This is a genomic window from Leptospira paudalimensis, assembly GCF_026151345.1.
Taxonomy (GTDB): domain Bacteria; phylum Spirochaetota; class Leptospiria; order Leptospirales; family Leptospiraceae; genus Leptospira_A; species Leptospira_A paudalimensis.
This window is the reverse complement of the sequence record NZ_JAMQPR010000001.1, coordinates 2,614,037-2,634,745: the sequence shown is the minus strand read 5'-3', so window position 1 is coordinate 2,634,745 and position 20,709 is coordinate 2,614,037. Positions and strand designations below refer to the sequence as shown.

The following is a 20,709-nucleotide window of genomic DNA, read 5'->3' as shown; positions in this document are numbered from 1 at the left end:
GATTTATGAATTGGTAATTCGCTTGCGGTAACGGATGTAAAACGGATCGAAGCCTGACTTATTCCAGAATTTGACAGCTTCTTCGTTTTTTAAAATGGCACGAAGTTCAATGGCGGGAATGTTTTTTTCCAAACACCAAAGATCCACGTCTTTGAGGAGTTCCGTCATATACCCTTTTTTCTTTTTTCCTAATTTGGTGACAGCAAGATCAATGAAGAGACTTCTTTCTTCTTCGAGGTGGGGTTTTTCTTCAATCCTTCCAATCACAAGAGAAACTAGTTCCTCTTCCACAAAATACCCACGCATGTACACTTTCCCTGTACCAATCAATTTAAAATAGATATCTGTGAATTTGGTAGCTGCGCGGGGACGGATGCGGAAAAGACCATCTAACTCGAGTTCGTTTACCTTTCGGAAAAACTGATTCACGAGTTCGATGGTTTGGTTTCTGTCAGATTCTAATAGATCGCGGATCAACTATACCATTCTTTGGATGAGGTATGATTTGAGTTCAGAAACAGGAATTCTTTCTTGTTTCATTGAATCCCTTTCACGAATGGTAACAGTCCCATCACTCATGGTATCGTAATCCACTGTGATACAAAATGGAGTTCCTATCTCATCATGGCGACGGTAACGTTTTCCAATCGCACCACTTTCATCATAGTCAACATACCAATGGTTTCTGAGATCTGCGTAAATTTCTTTTGCTTTGGCATCAAGTCCGTCTTTTTTCATCAATGGAAAAATCGCCACCTTCATAGGACTCACTCGTTTTCCAAAACGCAAAACAGTTCGAATGTCATCTTTTTCTAATTTTTCTTCTTCATAGGCATCACATAACACGGCTAAGAAGAGGCGGTTAAGACCAAGTGCTGGTTCGACAACATAGGGAAGGTATTTTTTCTTTTGGTCTAAGTCGTGATATTTTAAATCTTCGGATGAAAATTTTTCGTGTTGGGTTAGGTCGTAATCGGTTCTAGAGGCAATACCCCAAAGTTCTCCCCAACCAAACGGGTATTTGTATTCGATGTCACTTGTGGAATCACTATAAAAGGAAAGTTCTTCCTTTTCATGTTCTCTCACTCGTAGGTTTTCTTTTTTTAAACCGACTACATTCACAAGCCAATCCATGCAGTAGTCTACCCAATACTTGAACCATTCTTTTTGCGTTCCAGGTTCACAGAAAAATTCCATCTCCATCTGTTCGAACTCACGAGTGCGAAAGATAAATTGGCGTGCCATGATTTCGTTACGGAAGGACTTCCCAATTTGAGCAATTCCGAAGGGAACTTTTTTCCGCGCAATTTGAGTTACATTTTTAAAATTGATAAAAATCCCTTGGGCAGTTTCGGGACGAAGGTAAATGTCTGTCGCACCTTCCTCGGAAGCACCATGAGAAGTCTTAAACATCAAATTGAATTGCCTTGCATCGGTGAAACTACCAACGGTTCCACAAGTGGGGCAGGCATAGGCTTTTTCTCGGATGGTGTTTGTTAGCTCTTCTAAACTTTTTCCAGTTGCCGCACCTTCGCCTTCTTTATCCTCTAAAAATTTGTCCACACGCACTCGGGTTTTGCATTTTTTGCAATCCATCAGTGGGTCATTAAAATTGGAAATATGGCCAGAAGCTTCCCAAACACGAGGGTGGAGGAGGATAGAAGAGTCGAGTCCTAATACATCGTCCCGACGGTGGACAAAATACTCCCACCAAAGGCGTTTTAAATTATTAAGGACTTCAATCCCATTTGGACCATAGTCAAAGGTATTGGAGAGGCCTCCGTAAATTTCGGATCCTGGGAAAACAAAGCCTCTTCTCTTGGAGACTGCGACTATGGGTTTAAGCGACTGTTCTTCTTTCTCTTTCGGCTGTGCCATATCCGCCAAATTTTTTGTTTTCCATGAAAATTCAAAGTATTTTCCTTGAGATAAGACTAAAGAATGGATTCGGCAAACTCTCAATACCTCTCACCCTGGGCAAAAAAGTCCTTAACGTTTTTCCTTTGGCTCTCTCCACTTTTCAGTTTGGGACCTTTTTTGGCTTTTGGTATCCTATTTGCATTCCCTAAGGAATTTCGCCTCCGCCTAAAAGCAATCGCAGTCATCGCGGTTTACATTCTCAATTGGATTTTGTTTTACCCTGTTGAGTTACTACATCGTTCCAGTATGGAATGGGAGGGAATGATCAATGCATTTTTAGCGCAAGATGGAACAACCTTCCGATTGAAGTTTGGGTTTTTTATCGTTTGTTTCCTTCTCCTCTTTTCCAATTACCTTCATAGCCTTTTTCGGAATCGGAAACGAGAATTGGTAAGACAGATTCGTGTTAACAGAGAATTCCCAAATTCCCAAATCCGAACTGAGATGCGAATTCGAGATTCTAAATTTGATACCATTTTGCTTGTGCTCGTCCTTGCACTCGTATTCCAGTATTTATTTTTATGCATTACCGAATCGCTACACCCACAAAAGAATTTATCACCTCTAGCACCTCTTTACGACGTTCACCAGTTTGTATTTAATTATTCAATCTCAGTTTGTATTTTATTATTCAGTTTTAATCGAAACAAAATCCCTTCCCTTTTTGCGAAACCTTATCTTCGTTATATGGATGGGATTCGTATTCGTGAAAGTTGGAAACAAGCTGTTAAAACAGAAGGAAAGTTCCCACTTCGCTTAGAACTCATCATCAAACAAAAAGCAAAATTCCGTGATCAGATAGTACCTGGGTTTGGGCATATTTATGTTTATGAATATTGGCGTGGATTTCCCATTTTATTCCTAACTCTGTTATTGTACTTATTTTCTGCGGTTTGGGTATTTTCTTATCTCAGTCCGATTTTTGGGATTCAGTTCCTCGCTGGTTTTGGATTAAAACCAGGAATCCCTGACAAAGATTTTTTTATTTCTTCACAAAACATTGCGTATGCGATATTTTCACTTGCTGCATTAGTTGGATTGTATTTTTACTCTGCAATGATTTTGGAGAAGTCATTTAGTCTAGAAAATTTAGGAATCAAAAAAGACAAAGATGGTGAATCAGAACCATTTTTTAAACCTGGCTTACGAAAAGGATTTAGAAACGTCCTACCTTTATCATTACTCTTTCATTTGGTTTTACTTTGTTTGGTCTTCCTTATTCCTATTAGTATCCAACGTGGTAAAAAAAAGGAACAATCTGCACAAAAGAATGACCACTTCAGGCCTGAAAAGATGGAGTTTTATTTCATCGATCCAAATGTCCCAGATGATACGCAAGGATTGAATGGGGGAGTTATCACCGGAAACGAAACCGAAAACAAGGAAAAGGGTGAAAAAATTTCCAATGAGAAGGTAGCGGATAACGGACCTGTGAAAGGTTACATCAAAAAAATCCGTGGGAAAAAAGTCCCTCCCACTTATTCCAATTATATCTCTGCAAAAATGAGGATTCCTGAAAGTTATATGGACTATTGGGCAAAAGCCCCCCATCCGTATTCGAGTGTAGTTGCCTATACAATCACACAAGATGGTGATGTCATTGATGTCGAACTTGTAGAAGCATCCGATTACCCAGACCAAGACTTAAGGACTTTACAACTTGTGGAAAGTTTAGGACCACTTATGCCACCTCCTGGAACAAAAAGTGACATTCGTGTCACCGAACTATTTTGGAACGGACCCATTGACCCTGAGTTTGTTCCTACTCCCTTACAAAAAGAAATGATCAACTTGTTTGACGGCCGTTATATGGAAGAGATACCTGAATGAAAGAAATGGGAGCCTTTGATTATTTGATTGGAGCGGCCACAGTGTTTCCATGGGCAGTTGTCATTTGGAAGGCTTACAAACCGAAAAAAGGCTGGCAGGAGGTCATCGGGATTCTCTTTGCCTTGGTATTTGGTTGGTTATCCACCGATTTAATTTTAAGATTACAACCCATCCTTTGGCCAGAGACAGATTTTTCTCCGAAAAAAAAGGTAAGTTTACTCACACAAACTGCTCATTTAGCTTTTATCCAAGCAGGAATTACCGAAGAAACGTTTAAAGTATTCTTTATCATGGTATTGTCTTTTGTTTTGGGTTACGATCGCAAAACAAAAGAATTTTCACCGAGTGTTGTATTGTTCGCTGGATTTGTGGCAATGGGATTTTCCTTCGTCGAAAACACGCATTATATCTTCCGTGAACCTGAAGAAAAAAAATTAAATCTTTTTATCGCAAGAACCATCCATTCTTCCAATATCCATCTATTGATCAATTTGTGTTTTTCTATGTTCTTATTAAAGAGTAACTTAAAAGAAGATGTAAGTGCTAAACGATTGATGATCATGTTTGGATTTGTACTTGCTGTTTTGCAACATGGTGTAGTCGATTTTTTACTCATCCCTGGTGCCACGATTGGACTTTGGATTTCAACCGCTATGTTTGTTGGGATATGGGTTTGGGTGGTTACCGATTGGCGAGAATACGTAATTGAAAAAAAAAGCCAATCGAACAAAATTGAACCAATGGAAGCACCTGTTTTATGAAGTATTGGATTGTCCTATTCTTTGTTCTATTGTTTTTACAAGTAATTGATGCTGCACATCCTAAGCAGATGAAACCAGTCAGTAATAAATGTTCCAAATTCATAACAGGCATTTTTGATAACAAATGTCAGTCGGGTCATAATTCCCGTTTTAAACGATTTGCTACATACCAAATGCAAGAATATAATTCAATGTATCTCAAAGAAAAAATTGTTTGGAATGGTCCTTGTTCTTTTACACTCACCCTAATGGAAACAAATGATCCTGAAATTTCGGATTTTATTGGTGGTTCGATCAAAGTGAAAATGGTTAAGGTAGAAAAGAATCAATACCAAACCTTAGAAGAAGGAAGTTCTGGCAAAACATCCTCGTGTGTAGAAACTAAAATCGCAGAACTTGGTTCAAATATCTAAGTAGTAGATAAAAAAACTCGGATCCCTGCTTCCGAATATTCTTCCCAATCTGTTTGAAAACTTCTAATTTTAGGAATTTCGGGATGGTTCCAAATTTCAGCCCAAAATTTTGGCACAACTTCTTCAGGTGGGCCAGGTTGAATCGCAAAATAACGGCCGTTTTGTGGCGCAACCTGAATCAGTTCCATTCCTGGAAGTGGTTTTGTGTTTGGATCTACAGCATAACCTAACAAAAAATCATAAGCACCATTTTCATCCGATTCATAAGAAGAATATACTGCAAACAGAGGATCTATCTTTCGTAACATTTCCATTTTTTTGGGAATGTCTTCTTTATAAAATTTCGAATAGGTGGCTGGAATTTTGACTTCCGCATCTCCAGGTGCATTGGATGTTCTGATACGAAGTCCCATAACCGTAAATTTTTCTGTTTGAACAAGTGGTTCTGACAATCCAGCCATAAGGAAATGCTTTTTGTTTTCCAAAAAAACGCAATCTTTTCTTCTTTAATGGTTTGACTTCCCACTCTCTTCTGTACACATGGTAATTACTCCTGGTGATTATGGAGAGAAGGCCATACCCGTTCCCATTCCGAACACGGAAGTCAAGCTTCTCATCGCCGATGGTACTATTGGGTTCGCTCAATGGGAGAGTAGGACGTTGCCGGGTTAGCACTCATAACGTAAGATAGAGCGTTCACGAAAGTGAGCGCTTTTTTTATTTTTAGGGCTCTGTATGAGCCGGCTGCCGTCCGCGACTCGCGAGTAGCGGTCGCTGCCTCAAAAAAAGAGCAAGGTGTCTTGCTCTTTTTTCTCCGGCATTGTTGCCGGGTGGATTCTGATTGGATTGTAGATAGAGGAAAGGCTGACTTACGAGGTTGGCTTTTTTTATGTACGAATCAAAATCCATTGAGTGAACCCAATAGTAAATAGGAAAGGTTTGTTCGCGAAATGGGTGAGGCTTCCATATGAAGCCGAAGCCTGCTAGGATTTTTCCACAGGAAAAATAGGGTGGCGATACTGTTACTTGAGCAAGGCTCAGGGCTCTTCGCCCGCGGATGCGGACTAGCGGTGGGGGTGGAAGTAGGACGTTGCCTCTGTTAGCACTCATAACGTAAGATAGAGCGTTCACGAAAGTGAGCGCTTTTTTTATTTTTAGGGCTCTGTGTGAGCCAGCTGCCGTCTGCGACTCGCCGTAGCGGTCGCTGCCTCAAAAAAAGAGCAAGGTGTCTTGCTCTTTTTTCTCCGGCATTGTTGCCGGGTGGATTCTGAATGGATTGTAGATAATGAAAAGCTGACTTGCGAAGTTGGCTTTTTTTTATGTACACAAATGAATCCGTTAAGTGAAGAGAATCATTTTTCTCATTATTTGCTCGTGTATGGGGGTGGGAGTAAGTTTGCTTTTTGATTCCACAATCGGAACTTTTTAGTCGAATTTCGTTTTAAAAATCACTTTCAAAACATAACGCTAGTTTTATTTTGATCCAATTCTGTTAAAAATCATGAATCAAAGTATTTATTTCCGATGTTTCATCTTCCTATTTTTTCTTTCTAGTGTTTTGTATGGCCAAGATACTTCGCAAACTCCGGACAGCCCCATACCAGATAAACCAAAGTACCGTTTTGTTTCCATCAATCCAGGTGTAACTTTGGAGAGTGTTTCGTTATCCATCCAAGGTAGAAATCGAGATGCGTTAATGGTCCAAGATGATCCAGGTAGGGTCTCTTGGTTATTTGATGTAAAATCTCCTGAATACCAAATTTCAAAATACTTTGGAGTGAATTTACTATTACATAATTCCAATTTTTATCTCAATCGTCAGTCGATACCCAAAATATTCTCTAAATCAGCATCTGTTGAATCTTCTTCTTCCGAATCGAATTCATCAAGTTCAGATGGAGATTCCATCTCTTCAAAAAGTAATAAGGTAACAGAAGATGTTGGTACCAATGTGGAAGGAAGTTATTCTATGTTGGTTCCCATTTTTTATATCGGGAATCCTGAAACTTTTCGATTGGGATTTGGTATGGGACCAGCACATGTTCGGTTACGAGGGAATGTTGATTTTAAGGATACTGCTTCGAATTTACTCATCGCCTTTTCTGGGCCAGGACGAAATTCGTTTCTAAACAATTTAGGTGCTTACCAATTTGTATCAGGGAATTTAAATCCAAATTCTGATCCAACTCTGACTTACTTGGTCGCAAATCTATCCACTGGAAACAATCTTGAGTTAGTTGGTTATTATCTTGGAAGCCAAGGATTATTACGACCAGATACCACAGCTTTGGCAGCATACTTTAGCGGACGTTTTAATGCCGTTGAATCACTTGCCATCAGTAGCCTAATGCGTAACCAAGTCAGAGTGAATGCAGTCGCAAAATTTGCATTTATGATGTATTTAGAATCGCCCCCATTTTTAGGACTGAGAGCAAGAGTTTCATTTGGTGGTCCAATTGTAAAAGAAAATGGATATAGTTATGAACTTAGAACCTTTCACCTTGCTTTGTACATGCCAATTGAGTTTTGATCCTAAGAGTCCAATGATTCATTGAGTGGATTGGTTTCAATTGTTGAAAAACAGATCCTATCCTCAATCGATTATGGACTGAGGATAGGTTAAAGATTGGTTCACTAAAATACAGCACTTAAGCCAATAAAATAAAACATCCCATCGGAAGGTAAAATCCCTGGTCCGGGGTATCCTCCCGCACGACGAGTAAAATACATTTGGTTTGTCATGTTGTTAACTCCTCCACGAAGTGAAAAATTTTCGTGAAAATTCCAAACAAACGTAAAGTCTCTCACTGTATAGGAAGGGATGAGACCAATTTGTCCATTCGCTGTAGCAGGACCTGTATTGGCAGCATCCGCATAAGTTGCTCCCGTATAACTGATCAAATACGTGAAACTTAAGACATTTTTATAATGGTATGTGACTCCATAACGATGGATTTGTGAAGGGGCGTTTTCTACAAGTTTTCCAACACGATAAAAGTTTTGTGCATTTGCTGGATTTGTGAGAACACGTGGATCTTCCCAACGGATATAACGAGCATTCACATTTGCGCTCGATGTGAATAAACTAAAAGATCCGTATGGTTGTGATTCTGTCAGTAATACAATTGGATCAACTTCTAAGTATGCCTCTACCCCTCTGTGTAAGGAATCTCCCACATTCGTTTGGAAGTTAGCTTGGCCAGGGAGAAGTCCTGGAAGTTGGCCAACACGATTGTTATAACGGAGTTCAAAAACACTCATGTCAAACTGGATCCACTGTCCAAATTTCCCACGGTATCCTGCATCTGCATTATATCCTGATTGGTCTTTTAAGTTAGGATCAACTTCATTTAAGGTAGCAGTTGGTGCAAATAACTCCGAATAGACGACTGGCCGAAACGCGCGTGAATAGTTTGCATATAAATTGGTTGTTTTTGTTATTTGGTATTGTGCACCAAGTCCATAAAGAACCTGTCTTTGAACACGTTCCTTTGGTTGGATCATCCCACCAAACGGTTTTGATGCGCTTGGTATTGATTCATTGACTCGGCCTGAAGCTGTGGACCGAATCCATTCATATCGAACACCAGGAGTAAGTGAAAGGGCATCAGTGATACGGAATAAATTTTCAACAAATCCAGCGTAATTTAATGTAGAGAATTCTAAATCAGCGATCCGACAATTTCTTGTGCCATCATAACACACTCCAGTGAAATTGGTTTCCCTTAGATCAAATTTAGATCCTGTTGTTCCATTTGGATTTCGAAATCGATCTGTATTCCCATTAAAGTACCTACCACCAAATGAAAGAGTATGAGTTCTTTCCAATAAATCGTAGTTAAAGATCTGTCTTGCTTCCATCCCATAATTTCGATAGGTATCTCTATCAATTTGCCTTGGACTATATTCTAAAGTCCGAGGTTGGATTGGGTCCGTAACATTTGCTGCCGATACAACACCAACTGAATTTCTTTCTCCATAAAGTCCGAAGATTTTAACATTGGTTCTCGCAGTCGGACTTTGTTCGTAATCAATGTTCATCGCTGGAACATTCCAAGGGGCACTAAACCAGTTTCTTGTCCTTCCTGACTGCCTTGGGTCGATCCGAAATTGTTCATCGGTGAGTCCACCAGCTTGTTGGCTTAAGTAAGTTGACTTTGCCATTTCCATTGAGATTTTCAATTTTTCGGAAACTTTATATGCCAAATTCACAAATCCATTTTGGACATTGTACTGTGAATTTTCCCTCCATCCATCAGAACTACGGCCTTGGTAAAAAACAAAATAACTCCAATCTCCTACAGTCCCACTAACAGAACTATATTGGTTGAGGGTGTTGAAAGAACCACCCGTGGTTTTGGTTTCAACTTTGACAGGCTTAGTTGGGTCAGCTTTTTTCACCACATAATTGACCATCCCACCAAATTGAGGCCCGTATTGTAAGGAACCAGCCCCTCTGATGATCTCTACTTTTTCTAGTGCTTCTAAAGGTGGATTAAAATATGCTTCAGGGTAACCGAAGGAATCAGAAGCAATGTCATGCCCGTTCATACGAGTGTTAAATTCCCAATTTCGATTGGGAGACAAACCTCTTGCACCTATTCCTGGTTGGATCCCACTCCCATCATTCTCCCAAATGGTAATGCCAGGAACTTTTGCATACACCTGACGAGTGTTTCCCATCGCTAAATTCGCATTCACTTTATCTAATCGAATCACTTCGTTTTTTTTACCTGAATAGATATTTGTGCCTTCTACATCTCCGAGAAATTCGCGGTCTGTATCTTTTTTCCCTTTCACGCGGATGGTAGGAGTTTCTTCCTTCGCTTGCACTTCCACTTTTGGTTCCTGGTTCGGTTGTGATTTTTCATCCTGGGAAAATAGGAGGGTTGGAACCATCAAAGTGACACATAAGAGGAGTAGGTTTTTCCCCTTCTTGGCTTGAGTTTCGTTCTCAATTTCATTTAGCATGGAACCATTCTTTTTTCCAAAGGATCGCGATCTACTTTTTTTTACATCAGTTGCCTTCTTTGTTTGGTGTCTGCGTTTTGCATTTTGAGAAATGAAGGTGAAGAGGAGGATCAAAGCACAGAGAAACAAACATATGTCGGGATAGAAACTTTCTAAAATTTCCTTGAGTGGTTGCCTTTTCATTTGTTATTGGATGAGAGAGGTAATTCTATTCATGAAACGAACATTCGTTTTTCTTTTGGTCCTGTTTTCTCTATTGACCACTTCCGTTTATGCACAAGGAAAAGTAGAAGGTAATACATTACGAGTCAAAGGTGGTTTGTTTTTAGGAAGCCTTCGTACAGATTTAGAAAAAAGAAATTTCTATAATGATATAGTACGGACGGAGTATAACCAAGAATGGCAAAACAACCAAGGGATGAGTCTCATCAACGATTGGGGTTTTGATTATTTCCAATCGATCAATGCCGGTATTCTCTCGAATCTCTTTGTGGGCCTTCATTTAAATCGATTTGGCAGAGGTTATGAATGGAATTCTTTTTATCCTACGGGACTTGGCATCAAAGAAGCTGATTACCGGTTACTGTACTCCGATATCAATTTTGGAGTAACCTTATCTCCCACTTCCAATTTTCGCATTTTGCCAAAGTATGTTTTACGCAGCATCAGCCAAACAATGGAAGGATCCTATTTGGGACTTGGTGCTCCCGCATACCTTGGACAAGATACAAAAAATACAACAGGCACTTCTGGTCTTTTGGGAGTAGGATTCGAATTTGATTTGAATGACCGAGCAACGTTATTTGCAGATTTTTTACTCTTTGGACCATTTCTTTTGAACTCCACAGGATCGTATAGTTCGGAACAAATCCGAGTTTCCAATGCGGGGGCCTCATTCAATTACGCTAATGGTGGTTATACGTTTAATTCTGAAAAATTAAGTTTTGGGGCAAGTATTGTTGTCGTTCCAAAATTACGATTATTCTTAAGTTTTGAAAGAGAGTATATGAATGCCAAAGCACAAAGTCCAATTGCTCTTAGTTTTGATGGGAATCAATTCTCTACACTTGGCACGTTAATGGAATTTGTTTCCGCAACGGCCGAACACCGAATTGAAGTTTCTGGCCTAAAATTTGGAGCCACTTACGATTTAAATTTGTAACTTTTCTATAAAATGTGCTTGCGAATCCAGCTCACTTGGAAGTAATGGTAATTACTCCTGGTGATTATGGAGAGAAGGCCATACCCGTTCCCATTCCGAACACGGAAGTCAAGCTTCTCATCGCCGATGGTACTATTGGGTTCGCTCAATGGGAGAGTAGGACGTTGCCGGGTTAGCACTCATAACGTAAGATAGAGCGTTCACGAAAGTGAACGCTTTTTTTATTTTTAGGGTTCTGTGTGAGCCGGCTGCAGTCCGCGACTCGCGAGTAGCGGTCGCTGCCTCAAAAAAAGAGCAAGGTGTCTTGCTCTTTTTTCTCCGGCATTGTTGCCAGGTGGATTCTGAATGGATTGTAGATAATGAAAAGCTGACTTGTGAAGTTGGCTTTTTTTATGTACAAATATAAATCCATTAAGCATATCTAATTGTTTCCTAAGGAAGGATTATTCGTAGGTAAGTGAAGTTTTGATATAAAGTTGATTTTTGGATGGATCGGTGCAAATCTGAATCACCAACTAGATCCCATTTTCGATAGGGATTCCTACTAATTTGTAAGTGAAACAAATTGTTTTTTCTTGAATGAAGAGATTTTTAAGGAATCGCTTGCACTTTTATAAAAAACTCCCCGATATTGATCTACAATGGATCATAACATTCCGAAGGAAGCTTATTCTTCACTCATCCTTCAATACTTTTATGATGCTGTTATCGTAACAGATTTACATTTTCAAATCACCAGTTGGAACCTTGCTGCAGAAAGGATTTATGGCTACAAAGTAGAAGAAGTCCTTGGTAAATCTACAAATGATATCCTCCATACAATTATGTTGGAAGGTGACAGGGAAACGAGCATTTCAGAACTCAAGTCAACAGGGATCTGGCAAGGCGAAGTTTTTCAGTCTGCTAAAAATGGTTCCACATTAAAAATACGTTCTGCTGTTAGTTTTTTGAAAGACAAAGATGGAGCTACCATCGGTGTCATTGCCATCAACAGAGATATTACTGAACAAAATAAAATCCAAGAAGAACTAGCGGAAAGTGAAGAACGATTTCGCATGAGTTTTGAAAATGCGGGAGTTGGAGTTTGCCTTCTCGACTTAGATGGAAAGTTTTTACGTGTGAATAAAAAACTCCAACTCATGTTGGGTTACAATGAAACGGAACTATTAGGCAGAGCTTCCAAAGATTTTGCCTATAAAGAAGACCAGAATATTTTTTACCAATACCGTGAATCAGCACTCAAAGGAAAAAATGTGGATGTCGTTTATGAAAAACGCTACATCTCAAAATCCAATCAAGTTTTATGGATAGAAATTTCAAATTCACTTGTTAGAGATCGGAATGGTTCACCACTATATTTTGTAGTTCACTTCAATGATATTACAGATCGCAAAAATGCCGAATTACATTTATTGCAGGCAAAAAAAGATGCGGAACGTGCAAACCAGGCAAAGTCAGATTTTGTAGCCAATATGAGTCACGAAATTCGAACTCCTTTAAATGGAGTGATCGGTTTTAATGAATTACTCATGACAACGAAATTAGATGCAGATCAAAAAGAATATGTAAAAAATGCAATCAGTAGCGCGCATGGATTGTTAGGTATTATTAATGATATATTAGATATCTCTAAAATTGAAGCTGGGAAACTAGTGCTAAATGAAACTGTTTCAAATTTGAAGCACATCATAAAAGATTCACTTGGTGTTCTCCATTGGAAAGCAAAAGAAAAAAACATCCAATTGGAATTTATAGAAAAGGATCAACTTCCAGAATGGATTGTTATAGATGCAACTAGGCTTAGGCAAATATTAATTAACCTACTTGGAAATGCAGTTAAGTTTACCGAAAATGGAAGTGTAACACTCAAGATTGAGCCAGAGTTAGTTGGGAATGAGAAAATGAAGCTTAAGTTTTCCATTCAAGATACAGGAATTGGAATCCCAGAATCACACAAAACCAAAATTTTCCAATCGTTTTGGCAAGGAGAATCCAATTCCACACGTCGTTTTGGAGGCACTGGCCTTGGTCTTCGTATCACAAAATCTCTACTCGATCTCATGGGTAGTGAGATTGAATTTTCTTCTGTAGAGGGAAAGGGAACAGAGTTTCGTTTTTCCATCGAAACTCTCATATTAAAAAATGCAATTGTCACTGATGAAAAGAATGAAAACTTCCAGAGGGAAATTTGGGAAAATATAAACCAATCTAAACTTTTAGAAGTGACTCCAAGTATCCTCATTGCTGAAGACAATATGATGAACCGAGACCTTTTAAAACGAATGATATTGAAATACATTCCAAATGCAAATTTGTTGGTAGCTGAAAATGGGATTGATGCAGTTCGAATGGTCAGTGCAAACAAACCAGAAATGATTTTTATGGATGTGCAGATGCCAGAAATGGATGGATTGGAAGCGGCGACTATCATTCGAAATGACATATCTAACAAACAAATCCCAATCATTGCTTTGACCGCTGGTGCCCTCTACGAGGAACGTAAAAAATGTTTTGATGTAGGTATGGATCATTTTTTGACCAAACCGATTGATATTTTGGCACTGAACCAAGTCTTATACCATTATTTGAATCCAGCTAAACTCGAATAGAGTAGCAAAATCTTTCTTACTTCGTCATTTTGTCCAAAATGAGACGATTTCCTTTTTTAGCCTATCTTGGTCCTGGTTTATTGTATGCTGGTGCAGCAGTGGGTGTATCCCATTTGGTCCAATCCACTCGAGCTGGAGCTGTATATGGGTATGGATTGCTCGCGGTCGTAATTTTTGCCAATTTTATCAAGTATCCCTTTTTTGTAGTGGGAACAAAATATACGATCGTTACCGGAAAATCATTGTTAGATGGATATGAATCTTTAGGAAGATTGCCGATTTGGATTTTTTTCCTAATCTCCGTCGGAACGATGTGTATCATCGTCGCAACAGTGACATTGGTAACATCAGGTTTATTTTCTAACTTACTTGGTTTAACAATGGAACCATGGATGTTATGTGCGATCATATTAACATTTTGTTTTTTACTATTGGCCATTGGTAAATTCCAAGCTTTGGATGGACTGATGAAATGGATTGTTGTGCTCCTCACAGTGGCAACGATAGTCGCTATGGTATTATCTTTTTATGCTCACATCCCAAAACAGACAACAGAAGGGAAATCGTTTTCGTTGGGAAACTTGGCTGATGTTGCCTTCTTAATTGCACTTATGGGTTGGATGCCGATTCCGATTGAAGCTGCGGTATGGCAATCCGATTGGACACTTGCTAAAAAAACTCCCGATGGGAAATTACCTCCCATGAAATATGCCATGATAGATTTTAACATTGGTTATATTGGAACTACACTTCTTGCTGTTTGTTTTTTGGCTCTTGGTTCCAATATGATGTACAATACAGGTATGGAATTTTCTTCGCAAGCAGTAAGTTTTGCTTCCGAACTGGTTAAACTTTATACCACCGCTATTGGGTCTTGGTCATATCCCATTATCTTAGTTGCAGCTTTTTTCACCATGTTTTCAACAACCTTAACATGTTTTGATGCATATCCACGTGTTGTTTCTAATGCGAGCAGGCGATTGTTTCCAACCTTACAAAAGTTTTCTACAGAAAAATTGTATTGGTATTGGATTTTACTCGTTGGTATTGGCTCAATTTTTATCTTACTTTTCTTTCGAACCAATATGAAAAGTTTGGTCGACTTTGCGACAACGGTATCTTTTTTGAATGCTCCAATACTTGCTTTGATCCATCATTTAATATTGTTTGGAAAAGAAATTCCGAAAGAAGAAAGACCAAAACCTTGGATGAATTTATTGTCTTGGTTTGGGATTTTGTTTTTGTTTGGATTTTCCATCTATTATATCAATATTACTTTTTTCTAATTAAAGTCCTATGGAGAGGGAAAGTAAATACTCGATATTTTTCTCTCTCACACCCATACTTTATTTAATTGTATCAATTTTGTTTTTTAGGTATGTGTGGGTAGTAGCATACCCTCATCCTTTGGCTTTATGCCTTGCTGGTAGCCTTGCGTATTTACAACGGTTCCATCATAAATTTGTTTTTTTACGCTCAGCCTTTCGCAAAAATTTATTCTCTGTATTCCCTGCAATGGAGATTTTATTTTTAGTTGGGTTACTCATCGCTTCCTGGGCATATTCAGGTGTGTTACTCACTATGATGCAAATTGGAACAATTCTCATTGAACCAAAATTATTTTTACCATCTGTTGCCATTGTCTCTGCCATTGCTTCTATGGTTTCTGGTTCCTCTTGGACAACGGCAGGGACGTTAGGTGTCGCACTGATGGGTGTTTCCAATATATGGGGTTTCCCTGATGTGATGGCAGCAGGAGCGATTGTTAGCGGGTGTTATTTTGGTGATAAACTGTCTCCTTTGTCCGACACAACAAATTTGGCTTCCAGTTTAACTCACGTTCCGATTTGGACTCATATACGACATATGTTAAAAACCACATGTATGAGTTTTTTCGTGGCAGTTTTTTGTTTTTATCTTTTGAATTTATTTGTTTGGGTTCCATCCCGAGAAACAGTCTTCCCTTCCGAGATTGGTTTGTCACAGTTACTGCAAAATAAAATCGTATATTGGAAATTAATCCCTGTTTTCCTCGTATTTGGTTCTTCCTTGTTTCATTTACCTGTGCGAGTTTCTTTTTTACTTGGGATTGGTTCTGCATTTTTGTTTCCCATCTTACAATCTGGGATTTCGTTTGAAATGATTCGTTCTCTTGTTTTGGGATACAAATCTCAAACTGGGAATCTCACTTGGGATCAATTTTTGAGTGGTGGGGGAATTGTTTCGATATTGCCCACTGAAATTTTGATCCTAAGTGCAGTTTGGTTTGGGGCGGTGGTAGAAGGTTATGGATATCTAAATGAAATTCTAATGCAAATCAAACAATGGGTAAAAAACCAATATGATATTCTATTATCAACGATGGGTGTTTCGTTTTTATTGAATTTGATGACAGCAGACCAGTATCTTTCCCTTGTGATTCCTGCCCGTGCATTCCGAACGCTTGCGGTTGAAAAACAAATACCTGAAAAAGACATTTCAAGGGCGTTAGAAGACTCAGGAACCATTACATCTCCCCTAATCCCATGGAATAGTTGTGGGGCGTTTATGGCGTCCTCACTCGGTGTTTCCGTAGTGAGTTTTTTACCATTTGTATTTTTTAACTTAATCCATGTTTTCCTCTCTGTTTCGATTTTAATGTACAAAAAAATTAAATTAAAAAGTTCATAATTTAACATCTAATTTTCATTCTAATTTATTGTAACGAACGTTAACTATCAAATTGTAGTATTCAATGGTTTTGTGTTTTGGTAAAAACTTTGGCTATGTTACCAAAGATATTAGATGAAAAAATTTTACCGATGATCAGCCAAGCAAGGATCACAAACGATCTTGGACTTGTAAGAGAATATTTGCCAATTTGGATGGTTGATCGATTGGCAAAAAAAAGAAACATATCAGAAGATGAAAGTTCTGAAATGGTTGTTACCATTTTAGAAGTATTTTCTAAAATGTGGATTTTGAGTTTAAAATACCAACTCACTCATGTTTTGGGTTTTTTTGTCACTTATATCTTCAACCAATACCGAAATCGATTTCGCAATTCAGAAATTCCCGAATCAGGAGAATTGTATTTACAACTTTGGAATTACTCCACCCCAGCCAATGAGGAAGATCCTATGGAGGAAAAAGTCGAAATTTTAAAATCAAATCTAGAAAAACTCCCTATCTTTACGGCATTAGTCCTTTCCTTACAATTCGATTTACCCATGAAACAAAATCTTAAACAATTCCTCATATGGAAATTGAAGGAGAACCAATTGGATGAGAATTTATTTTTTTCAGAATGGGAAGAAAGGCGAAATCTACATCGGCAATTGGTATTACGACTCACTTCTATGATCACACGTTATACAAGAAAATTATATGAAACGACTGACCCGAAGCGACGGGATTGGTATGGGAAACAGAAAAAAATTTGGATGTTACGTAGGACAAGAGCCTTTGATCGTAGTTTTTTTTCAGAAAGGGAGATTGCCAAATGGCTTGGAATCACAAGAAAGGCAGTTCGCAATCATTTGTCACAAGGAAAACATGAACTTAGGAAAGTCGGCAAAGATTTATTGCACTATGCATAAAAATTTGCTTTACATTCGGTAAATTCGATTGATGCTTATGGCAACACCACCTTCCGAAGGGTTATGAAAATCAAAGTTACTAGTAAAAACGACGTGCACATCATTAAAATTGAAGGTGCCATCAAAGCCGGAAATGAGTTCGAGTTGTCTGAAAAGATTGAACAGTACATCAAAAAAGGCCAAGTCCCAAAATTCATTATTGATTTGAAAAAGGTTCCCTTTATCAATTCTGCTGGACTGGGAACGTTTCTGAACATCTACAAACATATAGATGGTCTGAATGGACGTCTTGTTTTTGCGAACTTAAATTCCGATATCGAAAACCTGATGGAAATTACCAAACTTTCCAGTGTGTTTGAGATATACAAAACTCTGGAAGAGGCTGAAGACTCCTTCGAATATTAAATTTTAGAGGCGATTCTTGTGATGAATCCAATCCTGAAGGGTAGTTTAGGAATCGCCAAAACCAAAACCTTTCGAGGGCTTTTTGTCCTCTTTCTGCTCTACAAACTCGTTTTTAACCAATTTACAGCGAACTGGCTTGTACCCCATTTCCTTTCCAAGTATACCTTGGTCAAAATGGAAGGTAGGTTCACTACTTTTTCATTACTGTACGGAATTGAAATCCAAGACTTAAAATTGTATCCAGGTGGACCATTCGCCGGAGATGCATTCTTTCGCGCAAAAGAAATCCGAGTTCGTTATAACTTGCCCTTTTTGTTTTTGGGAAAAATTCGATTATCTGATATCAGTTTCATTGATTCGAATATTCGGATAGAAGAGAAAAATGGAGAGTGGAATGTATCTCATCTATTCAAACCAAATCCAAAACAGGAAGAAAAACCAAAAAAAGAAATTGGTCCGCCACTTACTGAAATTAATACCTATCTTCCATTGCAGTTAACTGCTCATTTGAACTTACAAGGAGTATCACTCCAATACATTCGGGAATCAGGCAATATCCAATATGCTTCCATACAGAATTTTGACTTCCAAACCAAACTCATCACCAATCGATTCACATCGATCCCATTGAATGTAGACGCCTTAAATCAGTTAGATGAAGTAATGGTTCATCTGAATTCAGAACGACCATTATCGATAGAATTTAAATCGAATCAATTGAATTGGAAAGAAACCTTACCAATGTCACTTCGATTTGAATGGGATCGAACGGAATCACCTGAGTTGTTTTTGTTCGCAACAGATATCGGGAAGGACAATTTAAATTTAGATGTCAGAGGGAAACAAGTCCAAACAGGAATCAGACTTCTATCGGACATTCATTTTGATCCCAAAGAAGACGTTTTAAAAATCCAACAATTTGACTTACGTGTGATCGGACAAACCTGGCTCAAACTAGGAGGTGTCATCTCAAAACTTTCCACAGATACACCGGAGGTAAATGTGGATGTGGATGCTTCTGAATTAAAGTTAAATGATCTACAATTTTCATTAAACCAATTAGAAGGTATCATTCCGCCAATGAAGGTTTCGGGAGATCTTTCTTTGGCAGGTACTGGAATACATGGAAATTGGAACCAAACAAAAGCAAATCTCAAACTTCTAGCGAACAAAGTGTACGTAAAAATAGGAAATCAAAAAACTCATGCACTTGATACAACCAATTTAGATGTAACTGCAAATTTAGATTTTGGATCAATGAAAGGACCTACGACTGAAATTCCCTTCCCAAAACTAAAATCCCTTACAATTTTACCATCGCAGATCAATTATAACCAATCAGAGATTCGTTTATCAGGTGAGTATTCACAGTCTTCTGGATTTCATGTATTAGCATCCCTCGAAAAATTACAAATTGCTGAATATTCACAGGGGATTGCCGGAAAAGTCAAATTAGCATTACAATCTACTGGAGATTCTTTTGCGAACATTCACGTAAATTCGAATGTTACGATTGATGGATTTCGGTACCAAATCGATCGTTCCAGGTCACCTGCATCCCACTTGAACTTAGACATTAACACGAACTTGCTTTTTGATAGGCCATTTGGAATCAAAGAAATTCAAATCCAAAACCTTACACTAGACCAAAGGACACTCACCGGAAATAAAGCCATTGAAATTCAATTAAAAGGGAATGTGAAACCAGGAGAAACATTGAACGCTCAGGTTTCACCTCTCGATTTAAAACTAAATACTCCCAACTTATTGTTGGTTTTACCACTCGTTTTAAAAGAAAAAATATCTCCGATTCAAAATTTACTTGGCCAACAACCAAAAATTAAATTGAACGCTAGTTATGTGCAAGGCCCAGGTTCAAAACACATAAATGCCAATGTTTCTGCAGATTTACCTGGTTTAGAAATGAACGATTTGAAACTTACAGCAGATCTCACTATCAATGGTGCAAATTCAAATGAAATCCTAATCAAACAAATGAAGGTGAATGCATTTTCTGGAGTTTTAAAAACTTCATTAAGTGGAAAGTTGGTTAAACTAGATAAACCAAAACCACCGTTAGGTCCGTATTTTGGCAATTTAGATTGGAATCTCTCTGTGGTTTCTCCATCTAAACAATATCTGGCAAAAGGAATTTCAGTTCATGGTGATTTAGGATTAAATTTAAAAATAAATGATTATGATATCAATGGAGAGTTTTACTCAAAATTACCTTCTTTATCTTACAACAATCAAAAATGTCCAGGGGATTCCTGTAAGGCATATTTAATCGAAGAGATAAATGCTAAAATTCCGATCCAACATAATTTAGCCTTCAAACCAGATGAAAGTTTAATCATTGGAGATAAGTCAATCTTCATAAAAAATTACGGACGATTCAATACTCCCAATGTAACAATTGGCAAAGTGATTGGAACTCATCCAAATATCCCCAACTTACCTTTTGAATATGTGAAAAAACAAAAAGATTCACCAGGGTTTAGTGCATTTATCGAATACAAAGAGAATTTTGCCAATATTGAATCCTTAAAATCCTTTTCTATGGATGGAATCATTCTCGGCAAAAATTTAGTTTTTAATTTAGGGAATTTAGATCCTAAAAACATGGAGTTTAGAGGGAATTTACTCATTAGAGATATTGATTTAAAACAACTCATGGCACCGAAAGTGCGAGATAAAATTGATGATGGAAAATTAAAGGCAGATTTAAACATAAAGGTTAGAGATTTAAGTGAACCCATTGCAAATTTAGATTTGTTTTTTTCAATTTTCCAAATTGGTCGTGACTTTGGTAAAAGTGCACTAAACGTAATTTCAGCTCAAAACTTCTTTATCGATCGTATTACGGACAGTTATCCCATCAGTAAAATCGATGTATCATTATCGAGAGGACTTGTTTATGCAGATGTGTATTTTGATCGTTCTCTCTTATCATTGATCATGAAACTAGAAGATGGCAAAATTTCTCAACAGAGAATGCCTCTTGCAAATTTTTTGAAACGAGCACAAAACGAGATCCAAACATACCAAGAGTGAGGTTTG

The 20,709-nt window shown here is 38.1% G+C and carries 15 protein-coding genes and 2 rRNA genes; 13 read left to right on the top strand and 4 right to left on the bottom strand.

Translation table 11 applies throughout. From position 1 onward, the window contains the following. Positions 1 to 3 precede the first annotated feature (3 nt). On the bottom strand, positions 4 to 477 hold the full coding sequence (locus ND855_RS12180; protein ID WP_265358552.1) for a GNAT family N-acetyltransferase: 474 nt from the start codon (positions 475 to 477) through the stop codon (positions 4 to 6). Further along, positions 478 to 1,878, bottom strand: coding sequence for a glycine--tRNA ligase (locus ND855_RS12175; RefSeq protein ID WP_265358551.1), 1,401 nt, complete (start codon positions 1,876 to 1,878; stop codon positions 478 to 480). It abuts the gene before it with no gap. Between the two features lie 63 nt (positions 1,879 to 1,941). On the opposite strand from ND855_RS12175, the gene ND855_RS12170 reads away from it, so the two are divergent. Genes ND855_RS12170 through ND855_RS12160 form a run of 3 tightly spaced genes read left to right on the top strand, consistent with a single transcriptional unit; the run spans position 1,942 to position 4,924 of the window. Further along, positions 1,942 to 3,750: an energy transducer TonB family protein gene (locus tag ND855_RS12170; protein WP_265358550.1), complete on the top strand. Its 1,809-nt coding sequence runs from the start codon at positions 1,942 to 1,944 to the stop codon at positions 3,748 to 3,750. Continuing rightward, positions 3,747 to 4,511 carry a PrsW family glutamic-type intramembrane protease gene (locus ND855_RS12165; RefSeq protein WP_265358549.1) on the top strand — a complete coding sequence of 255 codons (765 nt, stop codon included), beginning with the start codon at positions 3,747 to 3,749 and terminating at the stop codon, positions 4,509 to 4,511. Before ND855_RS12170 ends, ND855_RS12165 begins: the two co-directional genes overlap by 4 nt. Beyond that, positions 4,508 to 4,924, top strand: coding sequence for a hypothetical protein (locus ND855_RS12160; protein ID WP_265358548.1), 417 nt, complete (start codon positions 4,508 to 4,510; stop codon positions 4,922 to 4,924). The genes ND855_RS12165 and ND855_RS12160 overlap by 4 nt, the downstream gene beginning before the upstream one ends. Here ND855_RS12160 and ND855_RS12155 read toward each other — a convergent pair. After that, positions 4,921 to 5,409 (bottom strand): GyrI-like domain-containing protein, encoded by a 489-nt coding sequence (locus ND855_RS12155; RefSeq protein WP_265358547.1) that lies wholly within the window; start codon positions 5,407 to 5,409, stop codon positions 4,921 to 4,923. The two genes, ND855_RS12160 and ND855_RS12155, sit on opposite strands and share 4 nt — an antisense overlap. 67 nt (positions 5,410 to 5,476) lie before the next feature. Here ND855_RS12155 and rrf (ND855_RS12150) point away from each other — a divergent pair. After that, positions 5,477 to 5,593, top strand: a 5S ribosomal RNA gene (gene rrf, locus ND855_RS12150). A gap of 832 nt (positions 5,594 to 6,425) precedes the next feature. Further along, the gene (locus ND855_RS12145; RefSeq protein WP_265358546.1) at positions 6,426 to 7,454 is read left to right on the top strand and encodes a hypothetical protein; all 1,029 of its coding nucleotides are present in this window, start codon (positions 6,426 to 6,428) and stop codon (positions 7,452 to 7,454) included. Positions 7,455 to 7,558: 104 nt separating this feature from the next. Here ND855_RS12145 and ND855_RS12140 read toward each other — a convergent pair whose 3' ends face one another. Continuing rightward, the gene (locus tag ND855_RS12140; protein ID WP_265358545.1) at positions 7,559 to 9,895 is read right to left on the bottom strand and encodes a TonB-dependent receptor domain-containing protein; all 2,337 of its coding nucleotides are present in this window, start codon (positions 9,893 to 9,895) and stop codon (positions 7,559 to 7,561) included. Between the two features lie 214 nt (positions 9,896 to 10,109). Between ND855_RS12140 and ND855_RS12135 the strand changes: the two genes are divergently transcribed. From ND855_RS12135 to ND855_RS12100, 8 genes are all read left to right on the top strand, one after another. Further along, positions 10,110 to 11,057: a hypothetical protein gene (locus tag ND855_RS12135; protein ID WP_265358544.1), complete on the top strand. Its 948-nt coding sequence runs from the start codon at positions 10,110 to 10,112 to the stop codon at positions 11,055 to 11,057. A gap of 56 nt (positions 11,058 to 11,113) precedes the next feature. Next, a 5S ribosomal RNA gene (gene rrf / locus ND855_RS12130) occupies positions 11,114 to 11,230 on the top strand. Between the two features lie 468 nt (positions 11,231 to 11,698). Continuing rightward, on the top strand, positions 11,699 to 13,666 hold the full coding sequence (locus ND855_RS12125) for a PAS domain-containing hybrid sensor histidine kinase/response regulator (protein ID WP_265358543.1): 1,968 nt from the start codon (positions 11,699 to 11,701) through the stop codon (positions 13,664 to 13,666). A 38-nt stretch (positions 13,667 to 13,704) separates the two neighbouring features. Beyond that, positions 13,705 to 14,952 carry an NRAMP family divalent metal transporter gene (locus ND855_RS12120; protein ID WP_265358542.1) on the top strand — a complete coding sequence of 416 codons (1,248 nt, stop codon included), beginning with the start codon at positions 13,705 to 13,707 and terminating at the stop codon, positions 14,950 to 14,952. Between the two features lie 10 nt (positions 14,953 to 14,962). Next, entirely contained in the window at positions 14,963 to 16,336 is a 1,374-nt protein-coding gene (locus tag ND855_RS12115; protein ID WP_265358541.1) for a Na+/H+ antiporter NhaC family protein, read from the top strand. A gap of 95 nt (positions 16,337 to 16,431) precedes the next feature. Next, positions 16,432 to 17,244, top strand: a complete 813-nt coding sequence (locus tag ND855_RS12110; protein WP_265358540.1) for an RNA polymerase subunit sigma-70 — start codon at positions 16,432 to 16,434, stop codon at positions 17,242 to 17,244. A gap of 63 nt (positions 17,245 to 17,307) precedes the next feature. After that, positions 17,308 to 17,649 (top strand): STAS domain-containing protein, encoded by a 342-nt coding sequence (locus ND855_RS12105; RefSeq protein WP_002989181.1) that lies wholly within the window; start codon positions 17,308 to 17,310, stop codon positions 17,647 to 17,649. 21 nt (positions 17,650 to 17,670) lie between these two features. Further along, positions 17,671 to 20,703: an LIC_11026 family protein gene (locus tag ND855_RS12100; protein ID WP_265358539.1), complete on the top strand. Its 3,033-nt coding sequence runs from the start codon at positions 17,671 to 17,673 to the stop codon at positions 20,701 to 20,703. Positions 20,704 to 20,709 lie beyond the last annotated feature (6 nt).